General features: G+C 63.9%; 22 protein-coding genes. 3 read left to right on the forward strand and 19 right to left on the reverse strand.

Annotated elements, in window-relative coordinates; translation table 11 throughout:
• Positions 1–64: 64 nt before the first annotated feature.
• The 9 genes from IVA75_RS31090 to IVA75_RS31130 form a co-directional block, all read right to left on the reverse strand.
• Positions 65–2,395 (reverse strand): mechanosensitive ion channel domain-containing protein, encoded by a 2,331-nt coding sequence (locus IVA75_RS31090; protein WP_247288102.1) that lies wholly within the window; start codon positions 2,393–2,395, stop codon positions 65–67.
• A 969-nt stretch (positions 2,396–3,364) separates the two neighbouring features.
• Positions 3,365–4,315: a polyphosphate kinase 2 family protein gene (locus IVA75_RS31095; protein WP_247288101.1), complete on the reverse strand. Its 951-nt coding sequence runs from the start codon at positions 4,313–4,315 to the stop codon at positions 3,365–3,367.
• The gene (locus IVA75_RS31100) at positions 4,275–5,294 is read right to left on the reverse strand and encodes a branched-chain amino acid ABC transporter permease (protein ID WP_247288100.1); all 1,020 of its coding nucleotides are present in this window, start codon (positions 5,292–5,294) and stop codon (positions 4,275–4,277) included. Before IVA75_RS31100 ends, IVA75_RS31095 begins: the two co-directional genes overlap by 41 nt.
• Positions 5,291–6,172: a branched-chain amino acid ABC transporter permease gene (locus IVA75_RS31105; protein ID WP_027519515.1), complete on the reverse strand. Its 882-nt coding sequence runs from the start codon at positions 6,170–6,172 to the stop codon at positions 5,291–5,293. Before IVA75_RS31105 ends, IVA75_RS31100 begins: the two co-directional genes overlap by 4 nt.
• Before the next feature lie 13 nt (positions 6,173–6,185).
• Entirely contained in the window at positions 6,186–6,890 is a 705-nt protein-coding gene (locus IVA75_RS31110) for an ABC transporter ATP-binding protein (RefSeq protein WP_027519516.1), read from the reverse strand.
• Entirely contained in the window at positions 6,890–7,660 is a 771-nt protein-coding gene (locus tag IVA75_RS31115; RefSeq protein WP_247288099.1) for an ABC transporter ATP-binding protein, read from the reverse strand. The genes IVA75_RS31110 and IVA75_RS31115 overlap by 1 nt, the downstream gene beginning before the upstream one ends.
• 31 nt (positions 7,661–7,691) lie before the next feature.
• Positions 7,692–9,014 carry an ABC transporter substrate-binding protein gene (locus IVA75_RS31120; protein WP_247288098.1) on the reverse strand — a complete coding sequence of 441 codons (1,323 nt, stop codon included), beginning with the start codon at positions 9,012–9,014 and terminating at the stop codon, positions 7,692–7,694.
• A 95-nt stretch (positions 9,015–9,109) separates the two neighbouring features.
• Positions 9,110–9,814, reverse strand: a complete 705-nt coding sequence (locus IVA75_RS31125) for an NUDIX hydrolase (protein ID WP_247288097.1) — start codon at positions 9,812–9,814, stop codon at positions 9,110–9,112.
• 29 nt (positions 9,815–9,843) lie between these two features.
• Positions 9,844–10,869: an ABC transporter substrate-binding protein gene (locus tag IVA75_RS31130; RefSeq protein WP_027570813.1), complete on the reverse strand. Its 1,026-nt coding sequence runs from the start codon at positions 10,867–10,869 to the stop codon at positions 9,844–9,846.
• 137 nt (positions 10,870–11,006) lie between these two features.
• On the opposite strand from IVA75_RS31130, the gene IVA75_RS31135 reads away from it, so the two are divergent.
• Complete coding sequence (locus IVA75_RS31135; RefSeq protein WP_247288096.1) at positions 11,007–11,456, forward strand: cupin domain-containing protein; 450 nt, start codon at positions 11,007–11,009, stop codon at positions 11,454–11,456.
• Between the two features lie 39 nt (positions 11,457–11,495).
• Here the strand turns inward: IVA75_RS31135 and IVA75_RS31140 are convergent, their stop codons facing one another.
• The gene (locus tag IVA75_RS31140; RefSeq protein ID WP_247288095.1) at positions 11,496–12,281 is read right to left on the reverse strand and encodes an ABC transporter permease; all 786 of its coding nucleotides are present in this window, start codon (positions 12,279–12,281) and stop codon (positions 11,496–11,498) included.
• Positions 12,281–13,099 (reverse strand): ABC transporter ATP-binding protein, encoded by an 819-nt coding sequence (locus IVA75_RS31145; protein WP_027570810.1) that lies wholly within the window; start codon positions 13,097–13,099, stop codon positions 12,281–12,283. Before IVA75_RS31145 ends, IVA75_RS31140 begins: the two co-directional genes overlap by 1 nt.
• A 132-nt stretch (positions 13,100–13,231) precedes the next feature.
• On the opposite strand from IVA75_RS31145, the gene IVA75_RS31150 reads away from it, so the two are divergent.
• Both IVA75_RS31150 and IVA75_RS31155 read left to right on the forward strand, forming a co-directional pair.
• Positions 13,232–14,014 carry an ABC transporter ATP-binding protein gene (locus tag IVA75_RS31150; RefSeq protein WP_247288094.1) on the forward strand — a complete coding sequence of 261 codons (783 nt, stop codon included), beginning with the start codon at positions 13,232–13,234 and terminating at the stop codon, positions 14,012–14,014.
• A complete protein-coding gene (locus IVA75_RS31155) occupies positions 14,011–15,570 on the forward strand; it encodes a glycine betaine ABC transporter substrate-binding protein (protein ID WP_247288092.1) in 1,560 nt (519 codons plus the stop codon). Before IVA75_RS31150 ends, IVA75_RS31155 begins: the two co-directional genes overlap by 4 nt.
• Before the next feature lie 5 nt (positions 15,571–15,575).
• Here IVA75_RS31155 and IVA75_RS31160 read toward each other — a convergent pair whose 3' ends face one another.
• From IVA75_RS31160 to ilvN, 8 genes are all read right to left on the reverse strand, one after another.
• Positions 15,576–17,288, reverse strand: a complete 1,713-nt coding sequence (locus IVA75_RS31160) for a sulfatase-like hydrolase/transferase (RefSeq protein ID WP_247288090.1) — start codon at positions 17,286–17,288, stop codon at positions 15,576–15,578.
• Between the two features lie 232 nt (positions 17,289–17,520).
• Positions 17,521–17,811, reverse strand: coding sequence for a DUF1330 domain-containing protein (locus IVA75_RS31165; RefSeq protein ID WP_247288089.1), 291 nt, complete (start codon positions 17,809–17,811; stop codon positions 17,521–17,523).
• Positions 17,812–17,873: 62 nt separating this feature from the next.
• Entirely contained in the window at positions 17,874–18,725 is an 852-nt protein-coding gene (locus tag IVA75_RS31170) for an SDR family oxidoreductase (RefSeq protein ID WP_247288088.1), read from the reverse strand.
• Between the two features lie 477 nt (positions 18,726–19,202).
• A complete protein-coding gene (gene ilvC / locus IVA75_RS31175; protein ID WP_247288087.1) occupies positions 19,203–20,222 on the reverse strand; it encodes a ketol-acid reductoisomerase in 1,020 nt (339 codons plus the stop codon).
• A 147-nt stretch (positions 20,223–20,369) separates the two neighbouring features.
• Positions 20,370–20,972 carry a LysE family translocator gene (locus IVA75_RS31180; RefSeq protein ID WP_027570804.1) on the reverse strand — a complete coding sequence of 201 codons (603 nt, stop codon included), beginning with the start codon at positions 20,970–20,972 and terminating at the stop codon, positions 20,370–20,372.
• A gap of 2 nt (positions 20,973–20,974) precedes the next feature.
• Positions 20,975–21,871 carry an EamA family transporter gene (locus tag IVA75_RS31185; protein ID WP_247288086.1) on the reverse strand — a complete coding sequence of 299 codons (897 nt, stop codon included), beginning with the start codon at positions 21,869–21,871 and terminating at the stop codon, positions 20,975–20,977.
• Between the two features lie 69 nt (positions 21,872–21,940).
• Positions 21,941–22,630 (reverse strand): class I SAM-dependent methyltransferase, encoded by a 690-nt coding sequence (locus tag IVA75_RS31190; protein ID WP_247288085.1) that lies wholly within the window; start codon positions 22,628–22,630, stop codon positions 21,941–21,943.
• A gap of 3 nt (positions 22,631–22,633) precedes the next feature.
• Positions 22,634–23,176: an acetolactate synthase small subunit gene (gene ilvN, locus IVA75_RS31195; RefSeq protein WP_027519532.1), complete on the reverse strand. Its 543-nt coding sequence runs from the start codon at positions 23,174–23,176 to the stop codon at positions 22,634–22,636.
• Positions 23,177–23,180: the final 4 nt, after the last annotated feature.

Consider the following 23,180-nt stretch of genomic DNA (forward strand, 5'->3'; position numbering starts at 1 on the left):
AGCGGGCTGGGGCGAAGTGAACGCTGCCGGTTCGACCAAGGCAAGCGGTAAGTTTACCGCGCCACTATCCTGCGGCTCGACGCGGCGTCAGATGAGCGGCGTTGTCAGCCGGCGGCGCGATGTGCATCAGGATGGTCTGGGTGGCCGATGCGACCTCGATGCCGTTGTGCTGGAAGCGCTGCTTCATGCGACGGTTGAATTCGCGTTGCACCGGCCAGCGGCCGGCCTCGGTGCAGCGGATCTGGCCGACGATCGACACCATGGCGCCGTCGACCTTGTCGATGCCCCAGAGCTCGAGATCGCCGCGGATCAGGCTGCGGAATTCCACCTCGCGGCGCATCTCGTCGACGATGTCCTTGAGGATCTGGCCGGCGCGGTCGGTATCCTCCTTGTAGGCGACGTTGACGCTGACGGACGCGTTGCCGGCGCCACGGCTGGCATTGGTGATGGTCGTGACCGCGCTGAACGGCACGATGTGCACGGCACCGTCGCCGGCCCGCAGCCTGATCGTGCGGATCGAGACGTTCTCGACCACGCCCGATAGCCCGGACACGCTGACGCTGTCGCCGACCTGGACGGTGTTCTCCAGCAGCAGGAACAGCCCGGTGATGAGATCCTGCACCAGCTTCTGCGAGCCGAAGCCGATGGCGATGCCGACGATGCCGGCGCCCGCCAGCAGCGGCGCGACGTTGACGCCGATCTCGCTGAGCGCCGTGAGGCCGACGACGGTCGCGATCACGCACAGCAACGCCGTGCGCAGCATCGGCTGAAAGGTCCGCAGCCGCGCGGCGCGGGCATAGTGCCCATCGCGCGATAGCGTATTGATCTGGCGGTCCAGCAGCGCGTTGCTGGCTTCCCAGATCGCAGCTGCGATGAACACAGCAAGTCCGATCGTCACCACCGCCGAGATCAGCCGGCTGCCGATCTGGCCGCCATAGAACCAGACGATGGCGTCGACGCCCCAGACTTCGAGCACGGCCACCAGGCCGATGAAGGCGATCACGCCAGATACGATCTTGCGCAGCAGCGGCAGGTAGCGGTTGGCGCGGATCTCGAGGCCCGGAAACCGCTGGAGGATTTCCGGCTTGATGCGGAAGCCGCGGTCGATCAGGCCCAGCGTCAGCATGATGGCGACACGCGTGATCAGCGCCACCGTGATGGTGCCGACGAAATATTGCAGCAGCAACGAATAGCCGTTGCGGATGTTCAGCGCCCACACCGCCCACAGCGCGAGGTCGAGGGCGATGGCAAGATAGTGCCAGCCGCCCGCGATACGGTTGCGCAGTCGCGCCGCGATCCCCTGCCGGTCGGCCGGCGCGCGGATGGCTTCGGCGACCTGGCGGCGGCATTGCAGGATGATGACGACAATGAAGAGATGCACGACCAGCATCACCATGCGCAAGAGCGCGGCATAGCCGGCGCGATGCAGGCCGAGCAGCAGCGCCACATTGGCAAAGGCGATGCCGGAGACGCCCACGCCGACGATACGGCGCGCCCAGATCTCGATATAAGCGGCGGTTTCGGCCTTGACCGGAAACAAGCCGAACGGTCCCGCCAGCACACAGACCACACAGATGAGCCCGCGCGAGAACGCATAGGCGTTGACGACGGCGAGGATCACGAGGCGGACGGTGGTGGGCTCGCCGATCTCGGTGCCGAGCAGCGCCGTGGCGACTCCGACAAAGACCAACACGGGTAGCAGCTCGAGCAGGAAGCGTCCCAGCACGAGCGGCAGCCGCAGCATGATTTGCCAGGCCCGCGCCAGGCTGTGGCGGCGCATTTGCAGTTCGGGCGCCGGGGTGACATCGGCGACCGATGACGGCGGATCGGCAATGGGCAACACCTGCACCGGCAGGCGCGCCGTTTGCGGCATGCGCCCTTCCAGGAACGCGACGGGGCGGCGGATCAGATGGAAGATCACCCATTCGGCGCAGAAGGCGCAGCCGAACACCAGCGCGAGCTTCCAACCAATCTCGATCAGGAGATTGTAGGCCGCGGGATCGTTCGCGGTCCGCACGATCCAGTAGTAGAACGCCGGGAAGTGGGTGAGCGTCCTGGCCATATCGGCGACGTCTCGCGAAATTTCGCCGATCTCCTCGGACACGGTGAGCATGAGCTGCGCACCGAGGCCGTCGGCCGCGAGCGGGATCGGCGATTTTGGCTCGGGCGCGGACTGCTGTGGACCGGACGCATTGGCGATCACGCGCAGCGTGTCGATCATCTGCGCGCGCTTCTTGTCGTCCTGCAGCGTCTCCAGCGCGCGCTTGGCCTCGTCGCGCGACAACGCGGCAGCGCTGTTTGCCGCAGGTGCAGGCGGCGCGGCGCGGGTGCTGGAGAGAGATGAGATCGCGATCAAGAGCGCGGCGAGAAGCGCGGAGGCAAGCTTATGCGACACGAGGGATTCCCTGGGAAAATGAATGCGACGGCGACGTCGGGACCGTCACCGCCGAAGCACATGCATCATGTCGGATTGACGCTATTCGCCCGGGCGCTGTGTCGGAAGTTGGCCAATGAGGCGACATTCTCTTGGCATTTGCCGCGGTGCAGGAAGCCGGAACCGCGGTCTCAAGGCGAGCGATGCGTATGCGGCAGCATTTCAATGCAGATGGATGCAGTTAAGCCTCATCCTGAGGAGGCCGCGAAGCGGACGTCTCGAAGGACAAGGCGCTCGCTCGGGGGCCGCCGAGACGTCATCTGCGATCGCCCCGATATGCAATAGCCCTGCGTCATTCCGGGAGTCGGCCCGGAATGACGCGACGAGGAGGAGGAGAGAATCAGGATGTCAAAAGCGCGGCGGCCGCGTCACGGCCATCCGACATAATTCGGTGTGATGCAATCGATGTGCTGCAGAATACAGCGCCGGGCAGGTAGGGGCTATGCCACACTGATGCAGCCCTCTAAACCTTGGCCCGGCGTGCCGTTCGCGGTTTTCTGCCGCTATGCGATAGTCCGAACGAGCTCCATCGCACTTACCGCGGCTGGATCTGCGGAGGTGGTGTCATAGACCTCCCCTTGCTCTTGATGTGGACGTTGCGCGTCGCTTGTTTGCGACCATTGCGATGGTCCTCCCGTGACGCAGGACTGTCAAGCAAGATCAATGGCGCACAAATCACATTTGAGGGTGCGTTCCATCTCACTGCGACGGATTCGCTGCAGCGAAATACGAAAAGTGGGCGAGTTACGAGACTGCCCTTCCCGTCAATGTGGAGCGCTTCTGCCACTGGTGGGCGCGCGGGTCCTGAGGAATTTGGGATGATGACATCATGCCCCTGTTTTGCCCGACAGGTCAAACGATTTCGTTAAATCCGCAATGAATCCGCAAGCCTCGCGCAGACCTTCAAGTCATTGATTTCGTTATCCCCGTCTACTGTGCATGGGGTTGTTTTCGCGTTTTTAGTTTCTTGTCCGCCTTCTCCTCTTTCTCCAGCGCCTTGCGCACCTCGTCGAACTCGCCCAGCGAGGCCTTGTCGGCGCGGGGGAAGCGCAGATCGAGCTTTTCGAGCGCCGCGACGATGGCCGACCCGATCACGACGCGGGCGAACCATTTGTGGTCGGCCGGCACGACATACCACGGCGCATGAGACGTTGCCGTGTGCCGGACGATGTCCTGATAGACCGCCTGGTAGCGCGGCCACAGCGCGCGTTCCTTGATGTCGTCCATGGAGAACTTCCACTGCTTGGACGGATCCTCCAGCCGATCGAGGAAGCGCTCGCGCTGCTCGTCCTTGGACAGGTTGAGGAAGAATTTCAGCACCACGGTGCCGTTGCGCGAGAGATAGCGCTCCCACGCAGAGATGTCCTCGAATCGCTCTTTCCAGATGTTCTTGGTGAGGAGCTTTTGCGGCAGCTTCTCCTTGGCGAGGATCTCCGGGTGCACGCGCGTCACCAGGCATTCCTCGTAGTGGGAGCGGTTGAAGATGCCGATATGGCCCCGCTCCGGCAGCGCGATCGCGTGGCGCCAGAGGAAATCGTGATCGAGCTCCTTGCTGCTCGGCGCCTTGAAGGCACTGACTGCGCAGCCCTGCGGATTGATGCCCTCGAAGATCGCCTTGATCGCAGAATCCTTGCCGCCGGCGTCCATCGCCTGGAACACGATCAGCACCGACCAGCGGTCCTGGGCGTAGAGCTTCTCCTGAAACGCGATCAGCCGCTTCATGTTGGCATCGAGAATCTCCTGGGCCTTCTCCTTGTCGAGGTCGCCCTTCTCGTCGGTCTTGTGGTCCTTGAGATGAAACTTGCCCGACCCATCGTAGCGGAATGGCGTGATGTAGCGGTCAAGCTCCTGGGCGAGCGATTTGGACGACTTCTTGCTCATGAGCGCGGGGCACCTTGCGTTGCGGCTTCAATCGATCGAGCAAGCTACCAAGGATGCCCTTCGGAAGGAATATGATGAAAAGCACGAGCAGCACGCCGTAGACCAGATTGTCCCAGCCGACCGCCTTGGTACCGAAGCCGATGCGCAGGGTCTCGGCCAGCATAATCGTGATGACGGCGCCGAAGGTCGGGCCGAGCGAGACGAACAGGCCGCCGACGATGGCCGCGAACACCATCTGGAGCGACACCGCGATGCCGCTGACGGTGTCGGGCGTGATGAACATCTGGTACTGGCAGTAGATCGCGCCGGCGAGCGCCGTCATCAGCGCGCTGAGCAGCGTGATCTTCAGCTTCTCCGCGGTGACGTCGACGCCGGCGGCAGCCGCGGCGTCCTCGTCCTCCGAGATCGCCTCCAGCGCATAGCGGGCCATGCTGCGGTCGACCCAGTGCCAGACCACGATGCCGAACAGCCAGACCCCGAGCGCGATCAGGTACCAGGTGATCTTGTCGTCGAATTGCAGCGACCAGAGCTTGTTGCCCGCCGCCCGGTTCGGCGTGTAGCCGAGCGAGCCGCCGGTGTAGTCGCGTGTCGCCGTGATGACCTGGAGCACAATGCCGGAGAGCGCGAGCGTCACCAGCACGAAATAGTGCCCGGTGATGCGGAAGCGAAAACAGGGATAGCCGACGATCAGCGCCAGCGCGCCGGCCGCGACCATGCCGATGGGGATGCCGATCCAGGGCGACCATCCCAGGTGATTCCAGAGTAGCGCGGTGACATAGGCGCCTATTCCCATGAACCCGCCATGGCCGAGCGAGACGAGGCCGAACCGCCCCATCATCGACCAGGACGTATAGGCGAACGACCAGATCAGGATCAGCACCAGGATGTGCAGATGATAGGGATCGCGATAGACGAAAGGCAGCGCGACCAGCGCCGCCAATCCCACCGCCCAGGCAGCAAGCCGTCCCCGCTCCATCATCGGCGCCTCGCGAGCAGGCCCGCGGGCCGGATGAACATCATGACGATGAAGAAGGCGAAGGCGAGCACATAGCCCCATTCGAGATCGGAGAACAGGCCGCCGAGCGAGATGATCTCGGCGAACACGAAGGCGGCGATGAAGCCGCCGATGAAATTGCCGAGGCCCCCGAGCACGCAGATCAGGAACGTGATCGGTCCGAACGACAGGCCGACGAAGGGATGCACGTCATATTGCAGCACAAGGAGGCAGGCGGCGAGCCCGGCCAGCCCCCCGCCGATTGCCGAGGTGATGAGATAGATGCGCTTGGTATCGACGCCCATCAGCGCCATGATCTGCCGGTCCTGCGAGATTGCGCGGATCGCGGTGCCGGTGAAGGTCCGCGTCATGAACAGATAGACCGCGACCATGCCGACCAGCGCGGCCAGGAAGGACAGAAGTCGTGCGTAGCTGAAATTCATGTCGCCGAAGGCGAGCACCGGCAGGCGAATGCCGAGGTTGCGGAAGTCGATGCCGAAGGCGACGGTGGCAAAGCTCTGCAGCACGAACAGCACCCCGCCGGTCGCCAGCAACTGGTTGATCGGCGGCGCGGTGAGCAGCGGCGCGATCACGAGGTAGTGCAGCGCCGCGCCGAGCAAGGCGACCAGAAGGATGGTGAGCGGCGCGGCGAGGAAATAGCTGATGCCGTAATACTGCACCAGGAAGTACATGGCGTACATGCCGATCATCACCAGCTCGGCATAGCAGATCCAGGTCACGTCGATGACGCCGAAGATCAAATTGAGCCCGAGCGCGAGCAGCGCCAGCACGCCGCCGAGCAGGATGCCGTTGATCACGGCCTCCAGCAGATAGATGTCGAAAATGTCCAGAAATGCTTGCATGCCCGCATGAACCTCACACCCCGAGATAAGCTTCCTTGACCGTGTCGCTCGCCAGCATCTCGGCCGAGGTGCCTGAGGACCTGATCGTGCCCGCCTCGATCAGATAGGCGCGATCGACCACCTTCAGCACCTGCTGCACATTCTGCTCGACGATCAGCACGGTCAGCCCGCTGGCGCGGATCCGCTTCACCAGCTCGAACACCTGTTGCACCACGACCGGCGCGAGCCCCGCCGACGGCTCGTCGAGCAGCAGCAGCTTTGGATTCGACATCAGCGCGCGGCCGATCGCGCACATCTGCTGCTCGCCGCCGGACATGGTGCCGGCCATCTGGTGGCGGCGCTCCTTCAGGCGCGGAAACAGCTCGAACACCACGTCCAGCCGCTCGGCATAGTGGCCGCGCGCCTCCTGCATGAAGGCACCCATCTTGAGATTGTCGTCGACCGAGAGCTGCGGAAACAGCCGCCGGTTCTCCGGCACATGCGCGATCCCGAGGCTGACAATCTTGTGCGGCGGCGTGGCCACGACGTCGACGGCTTCCATTCTGATCGAGCCACGCGAGGGACGGATCAGCCCGGAGATGACGCGCATCAGGGTGGTCTTGCCGGCCCCGTTGGGCCCGATGACGCCGACAGCCTCGCCCGCCTTCACGTCGAGATCGACGTCGAACAGTGCCTGGAAGGTGCCATAGCCGGCATTGACGCCGCGGAGCTCAAGCATCACTGAACCCCCGCGCGGCGGCGCGCTGCGGCGGCCGCGGCCTGCGTGGTCTCGGCATCGGTGCCGAGATAGACCTCGATGACACGGGGATCGCCGGCAACGGCGCTTGGCAATCCTTCCGAGATCTTCTCGCCGTGATCGAGCACCATGACGCGATCGACGACGCGCATCAGCACGCCCATAATGTGCTCGACCCAGATGATGGTGATGCCGAGTTCGTCGCGGATGTTGCGCAACATGTCGGCCGCCTGCCCCATCTCGGCCTCGTCGAGGCCGCCGAGGCTCTCGTCGGCCAGCAGGAGTTTTGGCGCGGTGGCGAGCGCTTTCGCCAGCTCGAGCTTCTTCAGGCCGGCTGCGCCGAGGCCATCCACGCTGGCATGCCGATCGGTCGGCAGGCCGACCATCGCCAGCGATCTTTCGGCCGCCTCCTCCGCCTTGACGCGGCTATGGCGGCCCTGACCGTAGAAGCCGGCCAGCGCGACGTTCTCGAAGATCGTCAGGCGGCGGAATGGCCGCGGGATCTGGAAGGTGCGGCCGATGCCGCTGTTGATGATCCGGTGCGGCGGAAGGCCTGCGATCTCGGAGCCGTCGAACAGGATCGAACCGGACGTCGGCGCCAGCGTGCCCGAGAGCATATTGAAGATCGTGCTCTTGCCCGAGCCGTTGGGGCCGATCAGGCCGAGGATCTCGCCCTGGCTGACCTTGAACGACACATTGTTGACGGCGGTGAAGCCGCCAAACCGCTTCACCAGCCCGCTGACTTCCAGCACCGTCCCGCTCTCCTCTCTGCGCGCATTTGCGCTACTGGTTGCTGTAGGTGGTGCCCTTCGGCAGCGGCAGCACGGCCTCGCGCTGCGCCTGGCTCTTGGGCCACACCACCGAGGACTTGTCGTCGATGTACTGGATCACGACCGGGAACGAGCGCTCGTTCTGTCCGGCCATCGGCGTGCCCTCGCCGTAAAACTTGACGCCGAAGCCGAGCATGGTGCCGCCCTCGGGAATATCAGTGTCGAGCGCAGCTTTGCGCAGCGCATCTGGATCGACGCCACCGTACTTCTTGATCGCACGCGGCAGCACGTCATTCATGAACACATAAGTGTTGGACGCACCGATGCCGACATGCGCCGAGCGGATGGCGACGCCGGGCCGGATCTTGTCGAATTCCTCGCCGACCATCTTGATCACAGGCGGGAGCTTGGGATCCATGGTCTTCTGGTTGGCAAGCCAGATCGAGATCGGGTCGGTGTTGAAGATGTAGGTGGCATCGGCCCCCATGCCTTCCTTCAGTTTTTCATAGACCCCGTAACCCGCACCATGCCCCATCAGCGCGCCGAATTTCAGCCCCTGCTCGCGCGCCTGACGCAGCAACAGCGTGATATCGGGGTTGTAGCCGGTGTGGAAAATGACGTCGGGCTTGGCGCGCTTCAACTTGGTCACCAGCGCGGAGAGGTCAGGCGCGGTGGCCGAATAGCCTTCCTTCATCACGACGTTGAAGCCCGCCTTTTTCGCGCCGGCCTCGTTGCCCCGGGACACGTCGACGCCATAGGCGCCGTCCTCGTGAATGATCGCGACGCGCAGATCCTTCGGCTCCTTGTCGAACTTCGCCTTGGCGTTCTGCGCGATGAAATCCATCGTCATCATGCCGAACTGGTCGCCGCTCGCTTGCGGGCGGAAGACGTATTTGTAGCCCTTCTCGTTGAACACCGCCGACGAGATGCAGGTCGTCATCCACATGAACTTCTTGAGCTGCTCGACGCGGGCTGCGACCGGCACGCATTGCGCCGAGGAGAAGAAGCCGAGCACCATGTCGACCTTTTCCTGCTCGAGCAGGCGGACGGATTCGTTGATCGCGATGTCGGGCTTGCTTTGCGCATCGGCATAGACCGCTTCGATCTTGTAACCCTCGACGCCGGTCTTGGCGAAATGGTCGAGGACGATCTTTGCGCCGATATAACCGAGTTCAGAGCCGCCGCCGGCGAGAGGCCCGGTCAAATCGAAAACGACGCCGATCTTGATCTTCTTCTCTTTGCCTTGATCCTGGGCCTGGGCGGACAGCGCCAAGCCCGTCGCTGATATCGCGACCAACAGCCCACGTACCAAACGGGCAGCCATGCGCACGCGCATCAAAACCTCCCTGGCCGATTGTGCATTGCATTCTTTTTGCTTTTGTATTTTTGCCCATCACATGGGCTGGGCGCAGCGATGTCAAGCCTCGCGCGTCAGCGCAACGCGAACTGCTGCTCGACGAAGGCCGTGACAAATCGCGGCATGGACGGCGTGAGATCGCTCATTCCGCGCACGAGATGGATAGCCGACAGCTCCGGCTCGGCCTCGCGCGCCAGATTGGCTTCGATCCGCGCACGCGCCACATCACCCGGCATGTCCAGGTTGATAATTTGCAACATCCCAATCGTGGGGCCGGTGACGACGCAGTGCCAGTCCGGTTCGACCCGATAGTCGGCCGCGGTGAGGCCGGTCTCTTCCTCGAGTTCGCGGATCACGCTGCCGGGAATGTCCAGCGTGTCGCCCCTGACGTCGTCGAGATCGGGCGTGCCCGATGGGAAATAGATCCGGCCTGCATTGGCGGTATGCTGCGCCATCTCGCCCATCACGAATGCGCCGTCGGAGCTACGCAGCGCGCCCATGCCAAAACCGTTGAACACGGCCTTGTCGGGAAAGCCCCAGTCGCGCCAGGCGAGGAAGCTCGCGAAATCGGTCTCGAAATAGGTCGCGGCGAGATGGCCGTCGGTAAACACGGCATCCCGCCCGATCAGGACGCGACCGTTCCAGATCTTTGGCCGCTCGCGCTGCTTCTCGGCGAAATGCGTGGCGATCTCGTCACGCCGCTCCACCGCGAACGGCCAGACGATCGGCCGGACGGCAAGATCAAGCGTCGTGACCCGATGGATTGTCAGTGACGTCATGACGCTTGGTTACCGAGCCTTGGCGTCAGTTATTTGGCGCTCCCCGTGGTCTTCTTGGCCTGCTCGACATATTTGTTGGTGAAGGTCTTGCTGACGTCGATCTTGGCGTTCGCCACGTCGGGGGAGCCGACGCTGAAAACCGCGAGCACTGCGTCGGCGCCCTTCGGGTCCATCTTGCCGGTTTCGGAGAACATCGGGATCGTGTTCTTCAGCGCCGCGAGATAGAGGTCCTTGTTCTTGCCGACCGTCTCCTCCGGCATCTTCGCCATGATCTCCTCGGGCGAGTGCGAGTGGATCCAGGCGAGCGTGCCCAGGATCGCATTGGTCAGCGCCTGCGTCTCCTTCTCGTGGCCGGCCACCCAGGCAGCGGTCGAGTACAGCGCGCCGCCCGGATATTCGCCCCCGAACGTCTCGAGCGTATCCTTTTGCGTACGGGTGTCCGAGAGGATGCGCAGATCCTTGTGGCTGCCCTGGAGCACGGTCACGGAGGGATCGAGCATTACGGCCGCGTCGATCTGGCCCTGCTCCATGGCGGCGACCGCAGTGGCGCCGAGGCCGACGCCGATCACGGCGGTGCTGGCGGGATCGACGCCATTTTTCTTGAGCATATATTTGAGGAAGAAGTCCGTAGAAGAGCCGGGCGCGCTGACACCGACCTTCTTGCCGGCGAGGTCCTTGATCGACTTGATCTCGTTGGTGTGCGAGGGCGAAACCACCAGCACGAGGCCGGGATAGCGGTCATAGACGACGAACGCCTGAAGCTCTTGCTTCTTGGCTGCGAGGTTGACGCAATGGTCAAAATAGCCGGAGACCACGTCGGCGCTGCCGCCGAGCACGGCCTTGAGCGCGTCCGAGCCGCCCTTGAGGTCCACGAGTTCGACATTGAGGCCGGCCTTGTCGTATTCGCCAAGCTGTTTTGCCAGCACCGTCGGCAAATAGCACAGGCAGGAGCCGCCGCCGATCGCGATGGTGACCTTGCTTTGCGCCGCGGCAAGACCGGTGGTGAGCGTCAGCGCGATCAACGCGCCCGCGAGCCTGGCTATCGTGTTCTTCATTGGTTTCCTCCGTTCGGCTGGCGGCACCATAGAGCAGCCGGACTGGCTTGAGAAGCAGGACCGAAGGCGCTGGCCATCGGCCTTTCGGCGCAATAGCATGCGCCCACAAGAACAATTCTTGATGGGGAGGATCATCCATGAATCGCCTTGCAATCGGACTGTCGATCGCCACCGCTTTTGCCGCCGGATGCGGCGCAACCCACCTGCTTCGGCCGGCGCTGGCCGCGGAGAACATCACGCCGCAGATCATCCACACCGGCGAGATGGAGGGTGACGCGCTCGGGAACGCGAACGCCGTCGGCTTCCGTTCCAAGATGTTCGCGAGCGCCGACGGCGCCACCATCTCGATCCAGGTCGGCAATGTGCCCAAGCACATGCATCCCAACACCAACGAGATCCAGTACATTTTAGAGGGCACCGGCACGATCTGGTTCGGCGACAAGGAAGTCACGGTGAAGCCGGGCGACCTCGTCATCATCCCGAAGGGGACGCCGCATGGCGGCACCAAGCCGATCAGCGGACAGGTCAAGGCGATCGCGATCAAGACGCCGCCGCAGGCCCCCGACGACACCAAACTGCTGGACTGATCGATCCGGGGCTCGCGCGGTGCGCGGGCCCCTCGCGGCCTAGCCCCGTCCGTCCACGGTCGGGCGCCAGACCAGCAGTCTCCGCTCCACCAACGTCACGCCAAAGTCGATCAGGATGACGAAGGCCGACAGCACGAACATGCCGGCGAACACGCCGGCGACGTCGAATATGCCTTCGGCCTGCTGGATGAGATAGCCGAGCCCCGCCGCCGATCCCAGATATTCGCCGACGACCGCACCGACCACGGCAAAGCCCACTGACGTGTGCAGCGAGGAGAACATCCACGACAGCGCGGAGGGCCAATAGACGTGCTGCATCAGCTGCCGCTCGCTCATGCCGAGCATGCGGCCATTGTCGAGCACGGTGCGGCTGACCTCCTTGACGCCCTGATAGACGTTGAAGAACACGATGAAGAACACCAGCGTCACGCCGAGCGCGACCTTGGACCAGATGCCCAGCCCCAGCCACAGCGCGAAGATCGGCGCCAGCACCACACGCGGCAGTGCGTTGACCATCTTCACGTAGGGATCGAACACCGCGGCGACCAACGGCTGGCGCGCGAACCAGAAGCCGATCAGCACGCCGCCGGCCGATCCGATGACGAAGGCCAGGATCGATTCCGTCAGCGTGATGCCGAGATGCTTCCAGATCACGCCGGACGAGAACCATTTGACGATCTGGGCGAAGACATCGACCGGATTGGAGAAGAAGAACGGCGGCAGCAGGATCTTGCCGAACACGGGCACGGTCGACAGCAATTGCCACAGCGCGAGGCAGACCACCGCGACCAGCACTTGCAGCAGGAGCAGCGTCACGCGCGACATCACACCGCCTCCGCCGCTTGCGTGGATTGCGCGTAGCCCTTCATGACCTCGTCCTTGAGCACGCTCCAGATCTCGCGATGAAGCGCATGGAATTCCTTGTCCAGCCGCACTTCAAAAATGTCGCGCGGGCGCGGCAGGCTCACGCGCCAGTCGCCGATGATGCGCGAGGACGGCCCCGCCGACATGATCACAACGCGGTCGGCGAGCGCGATCGCCTCCTCCAGATCATGGGTGACGAACAGCACGGCCTTGCGATCGGCGTTCCAGAGGTCGAGCAGCAGGTTGCCCATGACCTGCCGGGTCTGTGCATCCAGCGGCCCGAACGGCTCGTCCATCAGCAGGATCTTTGGATCGCGGATCAGCACCTGCGCCAGCGCCACGCGCTTGCGCTGGCCGCCCGAGAGCATGTGCGGATAGCGGTTGGCGAAGGCACCCAGGCCGACCGAGGTCAGCCATGTCTGCGCCCGCGGCAGCGCCTCGCCGCGCGGCGTGCCGCTGACTTCGAGCCCGATCGCGACGTTGTCCAGCGCGGTCTTCCAGGGGAACAGCGCATCGGCCTGGAACAGATAGCCGGCATCCCGATTCAGCCCGGCGAGCGGCTGGTCGAATATCCTGACGCTCCCGGCAGCCGGCTTCAGCAGCCCGGCCGCGACGTTGAGCAGTGTTGATTTCCCGCAGCCGGTCGGGCCGACGATGGCGACGAACTCGCCCTGCGCCACCGTCAGATGCGCCTTCTCCACCGCCGTATAGACCCGCCCGTCCCCCAGCTGGAACGCGACCTTGGCATCTTCCAGCGCCACTGCCGTAGGCGTTATCATGTGTTCCCTCCGAACTTGGCCCGATGCCTTAGCCGCTCGCGCGGCCAAGTTCAATCAAGCCGCCAAGCGTGGTACGCATGGGCCTCGTCATCCCCTGCCCCACGGGCGGGTTAGCGTAGTGAGCCCCGCCCGATGCCATCCAGGCCGATGATTGGCTATGCCCACGTCACCAAGAGCTTCGGCGCGCTCAAGGCCGTGGACGATGTGTCACTCGACATCGCCGAAGGCGAGTTTGTGGCCGTCGTCGGCGGCTCGGGTTCGGGCAAGACGACGCTGCTGCGGCTCGCCAACCGCCTGATCGAGGCGGATGGCGGCACGATCACGGTCGAGGGCGACGACGTGCAATCCGTCGATCCGGTCGCGCTGCGGCGCCGCATCGGCTACGTCTTCCAGAGCGGCGGGCTGTTCCCGCATCTGAGCGTCGCGGACAATATCGGGATCACGCCAAAACTGCTCGGCGTGCCGGCGGCGGATATCGCAACGCGGGTTGATGAGTTGCTCGAGCTCGTGCAGCTCGACCGGGCCGCTCATCGCGAGCGGTTGCCGGATGCGCTCTCGGGCGGCCAGCGCCAGCGCGTCGGCGTGGCGCGGGCGCTTGCGGCACGGCCCCGCATCGTGCTGATGGACGAGCCCTTCGGCGCGCTCGATCCCCTCACCCGCGATGCGCTCGGCGACGATTTTCGCGAGCTGCACCGCAAGCTCGGCCTGACCACCGTGATGATCACCCACGACATGACGGAAGCGATCCTGCTGGCCGACCGCATCGCGGTGATGCGCAGCGGGAAGCTGCTGGCGCAGGGCACGCCAATGGAGCTCTCGAAAAGCAGCGACGCCTACGTGCTGGAGCTGCTACGGACGCCGCGACGCCAGGTCGAGCGATTGAACGCGCTACTGCCACAGAGCGGGGCGGCATGAGCCTTTTCACCGATCCGCGCTGGGGCGAGGCGCTGGGGCATTTGCCCGACTATCTCGGCAACCACGTACGGGTCAGTCTCGCCGCACTTGCGCTCGGCCTGATCGTCAGCCTGCCGCTGGCGATCCTGACGCGCAACCGCCCAACGCCGCGCGCCGTCCTGCTCGCGCTAGCCAGCATCGTGCAGACGGTGCCCGGGCTGGCGCTGCTCGCGCTGTTCTATCCGCTCCTGCTGCTCGCGGCCTCCGTGGCGCTGGCCTGGTTCGGCGTCTCCTTCTCCGCTTTCGGCTTCCTGCCGGCGATGCTGGCGCTGGCGCTCTATTCGATGCTGCCGGTGCTGCGCAATGGCATCACCGGCCTCAACGGCATCGATCCCGCGCTGATCGAGGCTGCCAAAGGCGTCGGAATGACCGCACGGCAGTCGCTGGTGATGGTCGAACTGCCGCTGGCTCTCCCGGTGATGATGGCTGGCATCCGTACCGCCGCCGTGTGGGTGATCGGCACCGCGACGCTGTCGACCCCGATCGGGCAGACCAGCCTCGGCAATTACATCTTTGCCGGGCTGCAGACCCAGAATTGGGTGTTCGTGCTGTTCGGCTGCTTTGCCTCGGCCCTGCTTGCGCTCGCGGTCGATCAACTGCTCGGCCTGATCGAGAGCGGCCTGCGCCGGCGCAGCCGCGCGCGTACAGCGCTTGGCGCGGCCGGGATCGCGGCACTGGTCGCCGCAACATTGGTGCCGACGATAGAGCGCTCACCGAACAGCTATGTCGTCGGCGCCAAGACGTTTGCCGAGCAGTATGTGCTGTCGGCGCTGATGCGCGACCGGCTGCAGGCCTCCGGCCTTTCCGCCGTCGCACGATCCGGTCTCGGCTCGAGCGTGATCTTCGAGGCATTGAAGGCCGGCGATATCGATCTCTATGTCGATTATTCCGGCACGCTCTGGGCCAATCAGCTTCACCGCACGGACATCCAACCGCGGGCGGAGCTGCTGGCGGAGCTGCAGACGACGCTTGCGAAGGAGAACATCACCCTGCTCGGCGAGCTCGGATTCGAGAACGCCTATGCGCTGGTGATCCCTAAGAAACGCGCCGAGGCGCTTGGCATCCGTACCATCACCGATCTCGCCGCGCATGCTTCGACCCTGTCGATCGCCGGCGACTATGAGTTCTTCTCGCGACCCGAATGGGCGGCGCTGCAAAAGGCCTATGGGCTCTCGTTCCGCGCCCAGCGCCAGATGCAGCCGGACTTCATGTATGCGGCGGTCGCCAGCGGCGAGGTCGATGTCATCGCGGGCTACACCAGCGACGGGCTGATCGCAAAATACGATCTCGTTGCGCTCGACGATCCCAGGCACGCGATCCCGCCCTACGACGCCATCCTGCTGCTGGCCCCGAAACGGGCCGGCGACGAGCGGCTGCAGGCCGCGCTGAAACCGCTGCTCGGCAAGATCGACATCGCGACCATGCGCGAAGCCAATTTACGCGCCGCCGGCAATGATGCGAATTCGTCGCCGGATGCCGTGGCGAAATGGCTGTGGGAGAAGGTGGGTGGGCGGTAGGCCGGCTACAGCCCCCGGATCAACCCCGCATCGATCAGCAGCCGATTCAGCCGGCGCGCCTCGGCGCCGTCCTTGCAGCCGTAGAAGATGCCCTTGCAGCGCAGCATGATCTCCTTCTGCTCGGCGAAGGACGGATCGAGCGGGATGCCGGCGGCTTCCTGGATGACCAGTGGCAGATACGGACCATCGACCGTGTCCATCACGGCCTCGCTCTTCACCGGCTCGAAATTGACGGCGTCGATCGCGTAATAGGTCGCGTAGAGACGTGGGTCGTAGGCGTCGAGCTTCTTGCCGATTGCACCCTCGTCGAGCCCGGGCTCGAGGATACCGGGCGCGAACTCGGGCTGATGGTCGCCATAGCGCACGATCAGGAAAGGCTCGCCGGGAAAATTCTTCTTCAAGCTCGCGAGGAAAGCCTTGTACTGCTCGGCGCTCATCGCCTGCCGACGCAGATATTCGTCGATGGACGGCACATTGCCCGGTGCGCGCCAGTTCGGCAGCAGATCCGGGCGGAAGCGCGTCTCCCAGGGGAAATGATTGGCGCCGAGATAGATGAAGGTGAACAGCGGCTTGTTCGGCGATCGCTCACCCATCAGCCGGAGCGCCTTGTCGTAGAAGAAGCTATCCGGCTCGACATCCTTGGCGCCGAGATCCTTGGAGTCGAGGAAGCGTTCGATGCCGGTCGTCACCTGAAAGCTGCGCGCGGCCATGAAGCCGCCATTGGCGGGGTAGAGCGACATCGTGTCGTAGCCGCAGCGGCGCAGCGCCAGCGGCAGGCCGCGCTCGACACGGCCTGTTGCAATGCGCGTCACGAAATAGGCGAAGCGGCCGAACGAGCGCGACGACAACCCCGCGAGCACATTGTATTCGGTGAACCAGCTCGGCCCGCCATTGCTCTCGGCCAGAAACGCGCGCTCCTTGCCGTCCCAGGATTTGAAATGGCTACCGTAGCCGGTCGGCACCTTGATGCCCTGCGCGGCGCGGATGTCGAAGCTCGATTCATCATGGACCATGATGATGTTCGGCCGCCGGCCGGCGGGATGGCAGGCATCGACCAGCGGCATGTTGAGCCGTTCGTTGGTCGAAGCGGCCGACTCCATGAAGCCGTATTGCGCGAAGTCGGAGACCGCGCTGACGCCGGAGCGGAAGAACTTCGAGAGATAGCCGTCGTCGTAATAGCCGCGCCAGGCCTCGTCCGGATGATAGAGCGAATAGCCGACCAGCGCGGCGAGGCAGGCGAGCTTGCAGGCGAGTGCCGGTAGCCTACGGATGCGGAACGGGTCGAGCCACCACAGCGCATACATCAGCGGCAGCGTGACGAGGCCGGCCCCGATCACCGACCAGCGCAAATTCGGGAAGATCGTGAACAGGAACGCGACCGTGTCGCGGTCGATCATCATCAGGTCGATGAAGTTGACCGTCATCTGCACGACGTCGTGCTTCAGCCGCGACAGCAGCACCAGCACCACGACCATGGTCAGCGACAGCGCACCCGAGAGCGCCGGCCGCCGCAGCAGCGTGATCCAGAAGAAGTTGAGGATGCCCCAGGCCAGCACGAAGGAGAGCCGTGCGCCGAAATCCGTCTCGGTCTCGTACATCAGCACGAGCGCCGCGAGATGCGGCGCCGCAACCGCGAGCAGCCGCCAGATACCGAGCGCGGCGACGCTCGCCAGCACGGCGGTCGTGGCAGAAGGACCTGGATTGGGCGCGGACGCCATCGACGACACGCAACTGCTGGTCCGGCACGGTGATGCCGAGCCGGCTGACCGGGCCTGCGGCGTTCGGCGCAGCCGGAAGGCCTGCACCGTGTCACAAAACTGTAATTGAACGGTCACGGACAAGCAACGCGCGTCGCGATCCGACCTTCGCTTAATGTTAGCGGAAGCCGATTGGTCTCCGCATCCAATCCGTCCCCAGGGCAAATCCCGCAGTGCAGAACCGACTTGCCGTCTAGTCGAGGCCCTCGACGCTGACCAGGCGGGCAGAACTGCAAGCGTCCCGGACCGCTTTGAGTCCCTGGTAGCTCGCGCCTCCGTAGAACGCCTCCCAGGCTGCGACGGATGGGAATTCCAGCAGAACGATCCTGCGGGGCTGCCAGTCTCCCTCGTAGACCTTGTGGGCGCCCCCTCGCGCCAGATATCTGGCTCCAGCGGCCTCCAGCGCGGGCTTCACGCCCAACATGAAGCTTTGGTACTGCTGCAAATCCCTGATCTCGACGTCGAAAATCACATAAGCCGGCATCTCAAGACGCTCCCACGATCGGAAATCGATCACCTGTCTGGCAATGGTCTCGCCTCGGAGGCTCAGCCCTGCGGCAGCAGCCCAAGCCGCTTGGCGATGATACGGTCGACCACACGCTTGGGCAGCGCGGCCGTCATCAAATGTCGCATCCGGTCCGGCGTGATCTGGTAGCGAACCTTGGGCCTCCCGGCGGTGAGCGCCTCGAAAACGACCTCGGCGATCCGCTCGGCCGGCAGCCCCGTCTCGCCGAGCTTCATCATGAACGCCATGACCTTGTTCAGCGCCGGCAGATAAGGCGAGTTCTGGTAGACCGAGAGATCGATCTGCTCGGCCTTGCTCCAGATCGGCGTCTTCACTGCGCCGGGGGCGACGATGATGACGTCGATGCCGAACAGCATCAACTCGCGGCGCAAGCTCTCCGACAGGCCTTCGATGGCGTGCTTGGAGGTGCTGTAAGGCGCCGACAAGGGATTGCCGTTCTTGCCCGCGACCGAGCTGATCATCACGATCCGGCCCTTCGGCCCCTTCAGCGACGGATCGGCGCCGAGTAGCGGCCCAAAGGCCTGCGTCGCGATGACCGGGCCAATGACGTTGATCTCCATCTGCCGGCGGAAGTCGTCGACCGGCAATTCGAGCACGGGACCGGCGACCGCGACGCCGGCATTGTTGACGAGACCGGCCAGCGTCTCGCCGCCCAGCGCCTCGCGGACTTTTCGCGCAGCCGCGAGGACCGCCGCCTCGTCGGTGACGTCGAACAGCAGCGGCGTGAAGTTCGCACCGAACTCACCCGTGAGCCGGTCCGCATCGGCCTGCTTGCGGACACTACCGAAAACACGATAGCCGCGCCCGATCAGAAATTTAGCAATGGCCCAGCCAATCCCGGTGGACGCGCCGGTGACGACGACGGATCGCATGGTCTTTTCCCCCCGAAGAGCTCCCGCGATCATGCAGTGGAAAGGTGCCGCGGCGCAATGCCGTCCACCGCTCAAGGAAACGCCGCCGATGTCAATTCTTAAGTTGAAGCGAGGCGCGAACGTCGCGACGTGAGATCGATTGCACCGTGAAGATATGGATGAAGAGCCGAATCTTTGACTCTGAAGACGCTCGGTTTTTGAGAATCGGGAGCTTCTGAGAAATTCCGAAAAACAACGCGAGACCAAGAATGTGGTTTAAGCGTCAGTTCTTCGTGCTCAGGGAGCACTTCAGCTCGCGAAGAATTTGAATGAAGCAGCAATGCTTCGCGCGAGACGAAAAGAGCGAGACCGCTGGTTGCGATCTCGCTCGAATATAGCCGCGAAAGATTTAAGAATTGGTTCGGCGAACGAAGCTTGTGTTTTCGCTCGCGTGTCCGGCTGCGGCGTAACCGATACGCCGTATCCGAAGGCCGCGACTTAGTTCTTCGACTTGTCGACCAGCGCGCCCTTCTTGATCCAGGGCATCATGTCGCGCAGCTTGGCGCCGACTTCCTCGATCGGGTGCCCGGCGAGCTTGGCGCGGGTCGCCTTGAACGAGGTCTGGTTGACCTTGTTCTCGAGCATCCAGTCGCGGGCGAACTTGCCGGACTGGATGTCGTTCAGAACCCGCTTCATCTCCTTCTTGGTCTCGTCGGTGACGATGCGCGGACCGGTGACGTACTCGCCGTACTCGGCGGTGTTGGAGATCGAGTAGTTCATGTTGGCGATGCCGCCTTCATAGATCAGGTCGACGATCAGCTTCACCTCATGCAGGCACTCGAAATAGGCCATCTCCGGGGCGTAGCCGGCTTCGACCAGGGTCTCGTAGCCGCCCTTGATCAGCTCGACCAGGCCGCCGCAGAGCACCACTTGCTCGCCGAACAGGTCGGTCTCGCACTCTTCCTTGAAGGTGGTCTCGATGATGCCGGCACGGCCGCCGCCGACGGCAGAGGCGTAGGACAGGCCGAGGTCGTGGGCGTTGCCCGAGACATCCTTGGCGATCGCGATCAGGCAGGGCACGCCGCCGCCGCGCTGGTATTCCGAACGCACGGTGTGGCCGGGGCCCTTCGGCGCGATCATCAGCACGTCGAGGTCCGCGCGCGGGTCGAGCAGGTTGAAGTGGACATTGAGACCGTGCGCGAAGACGAGCGCTGCGCCCTTCTTCATGTTGTCGTGCAGGTGCTCGCGGTAGATGTCGCCCTGGAGCTCGTCCGGGGTCAGCATCATGACGAGGTCGGCCCATTTGGCGGCCTCGGCAACTTCCATCACCTTGAAGCCGGCAGCTTCCGCCTTCTTGGCCGAGGCCGAACCTTTGCGAAGCGCAATCGCCACGTCCTTGACGCCGGAATCCTTCAGGTTCAGCGCATGGGCGTGGCCCTGGCTGCCATAGCCGACGATGACGACCTTCTTGCCCTTGATCAGGTTCAGGTCGGCGTCGCGATCATAATAAACACGCATGGTCGTTTCCTCGTTCAGGGGCCGGAATCGGCCGTTGGTCAGGTCTTGTTAGTCAGGTCTCGGACGGTGAAATTTGCGGATTTCGGGGGCTGTCTAGAGCATTTTCGGCCCCCTGGGAAACCCGTTTCTGCATGGAAAGCCGGGGCATCATGCATCCATGACGACGGGATAGAGCGACGCCAGCAGCAGGATCGCCATCAGGATGTTGAAGGCGCGGACCAGCCGCACGGAGGTCAGGACGGGCCGCAGTGCGGTGCCGAAGAAGGCCCAGACCACCGTCGAGACCGTGCCCACGAGCAGACTGATCAAGGTCTGGATCGCGATGTTGAGCGGGAATTGGGCGATCGCCGCATAGGCGGTGATGGTGCCGATCACGATCACCCAGCCTTTGGCGTTGATCCATTGGAACATGGCGGCGCCCAGGAAAGTCATCGGGCCGCGGCCATCCCCCTCGTCCGGCTTGGCCGGGCCCGAGAAAGCGATCACGGCGGCCAGGTAGAGCAAGTAGGCGGCGCCGGCATATTTCAAAATGGTCTGCAGGATCGGATAGGCCAGGAAGACGGTGCCAAGCCCAAGGCCGACCGCTGCAATCATGAAGGCGAAGCCGATGACCACGCCGGCGATGTGGGGAATCGTGCGCCGGAAGCCATAGGTCAGCCCTGAGGACAGCAACATGATGTTGTTCGGCCCAGGCGTGAAATACATCACGGCCATGAAGGCGAGGAAGGCATACAGCAGCGACTGGGACATGCTCACCTCACGCGGCCTTCGGCTGCGGTTTTCTGGGGTACCGCCTCGGGGCGCTTCGCCAGCACCATCACCGCGATACCGCCGATCACGGTGAGCATGCCGGCGAGGCGCAGCGGGCCGAACCGCTCCCCGAACACGATGCTGGACGCGGCGGAGCCGACGAACGGCACCAGCAGCGCGAACGGCACCACCTGCGCAGGGGGATAGTCACGCAGCAGCCGGCCCCACAGCCAATAGGCGATGCTGGTGGAGATGCCGCCGATCAACAGCAGGCAAATGAGGCCGGTGAGCGACATGTGGATCAGCGACTGCCAGGTCGGCGTCGGTCCGTTGACGATCAGCGTGAGCGCGAACAGCGGGACCGCGGTGGCGAGGCACAACCAGGCGAACAGATCGAACATCGGCACGCCGCGGGCGCCGCGCAGCAGGATATTGCCGACCGCAAAGCTGACCGGCGCGATCATCAGCACGGCGAAGGCACCGACGCTGAAATCATAGCCGACCGTGCCGCAGATCATCAAAAGGCCGAGGGCTGCGATGGCGATGCCCAGCGTCTGCACCGGCGTCGGCCGCTCGCCGAATGCGATCGCGGCAAAGCCGATCGTGAACAGCGCCTGGCTCTGGACGACGACGCTGGTCAGCCCCACCGGCACGCCATGGGCGATGCCATAGGCCTGGCTCAGAAACTGGCCGAGAAAGAGCGTGAAGCTGATCGCGATCAGGAGCGACCAGGCGACCTTCGGCTTGCGAATGAACAGGCACGGCACCGCGGCAATGGTGAAGCGCATCGCCGTCATCAGCTCCGGCGAAAATTCGTCGAGCGCGATCCGGCTCGCCACGAAGGCAAGCCCCCAGATGACCGCCACCAGGATGGCGATGAGGATGTCGGCCGGCTTCATTGTCGTTCCCGGTTCTGCCCTGTCGTGCAGCCCTGTTTGTTGTTCTGGTCGAGCCTTACTCGCCGGCCTTTAGATGGAAGAATTGGGTTTCCGCAGCAGATAAGTGCCGTGCATCGGGGCGTGGTAATCGGCCGAGACCAGCGTGAAGCCGACGTCGGTCAGCATCCGTTCCATGACCCAGCCAAAAGTGGAATATTCGTCGCGCATGTGAGTGACGACGCTTTCACGCGGGACATCGTGGTTCTTGATCTCGAAGTCGGCCCATTGCTCGACGTCGCGTTCGAGCGCATCGGGCATCGACGCGTAGACGATGTCGCGCAAATAGAAAGTGGCACCGGGCTTGAGCGCGCGACAGATCCGCGACATCGCCACCGCTTTCCAGAAATCCGGCAGATGGTGCAGCGTGAACTCGCTGACGATCAGGTCATAGGATTCCGGCCGGTAGGCGAAGCTGAGCAGGCCGGCGGACTGCGTGCGCACGGGCGCCTTGCGGTCGCGCGCGTAGATCTCGGCGAGGGCCAGCATCGCGGGCGAGATGTCGATGGCGTCGACCTCGGCGCCCATCAGCGCGGCCTCGGTCGCGAGCACGCCGTTGCCGCAACCGATGTCGGCGATGCGCCAGCCGCGTTGGACCCCAAGCATTTTCAGCGCCGCGCGCGCCCGTAGATCGGCATCGTCGTGACTGTCGTAGATCGAGGCCACTGCAGGCCCGATCCCCATCCGGTTCCGCTCGTTGTAATACCAGTCGCGCGCCAGCATCGCTCACATTCCTTCAGGCCCGCGACCAATCGCGGCAACACCGGTGCGCGACACTTCGACGAGGCCAAGCGGACGCATCAGGTCAATAAACTGATTGATCTTGTCGGTGTTGCCTGTGATCTCGAACACAAAGCTCTCGGTGGTGGCGTCGATCACGCGGGCGCGAAACGCGTCCGCCAGCCGCAACGCCTCGACGCGATGCTCGCCCTCTCCGCGAACCTTGACCATTGCAAGCTCGCGCTCGATCGAGCGTTTCGTCAGCGTCATGTCGACGACGCGATACACAGGGATCATGCGGTCGAGCTGATGCTTGATCTGCTCGATCACCATCGGCGTGCCCGTCGTGACGATGGTGATGCGCGAGAGATGCTTCTGGCTCTCGGTCTCCGAGACCGTGAGGCTCTCGATGTTGTAGCCGCGCCCCGAGAACAGGCCGATGACGCGCGCGAGCACGCCGGGCTCGTTCTGCACGAGCACCGAAAGCGTGTGCGTCTCGTTCGGGTCGTGGCGTTCCTCGATGAAATAGGCGGATGCGGGCTGGTTCATTGTC

Origin of the sequence: Bradyrhizobium sp. 134 (assembly GCF_023074155.1) — a bacterium.
Taxonomy (GTDB): domain Bacteria; phylum Pseudomonadota; class Alphaproteobacteria; order Rhizobiales; family Xanthobacteraceae; genus Bradyrhizobium.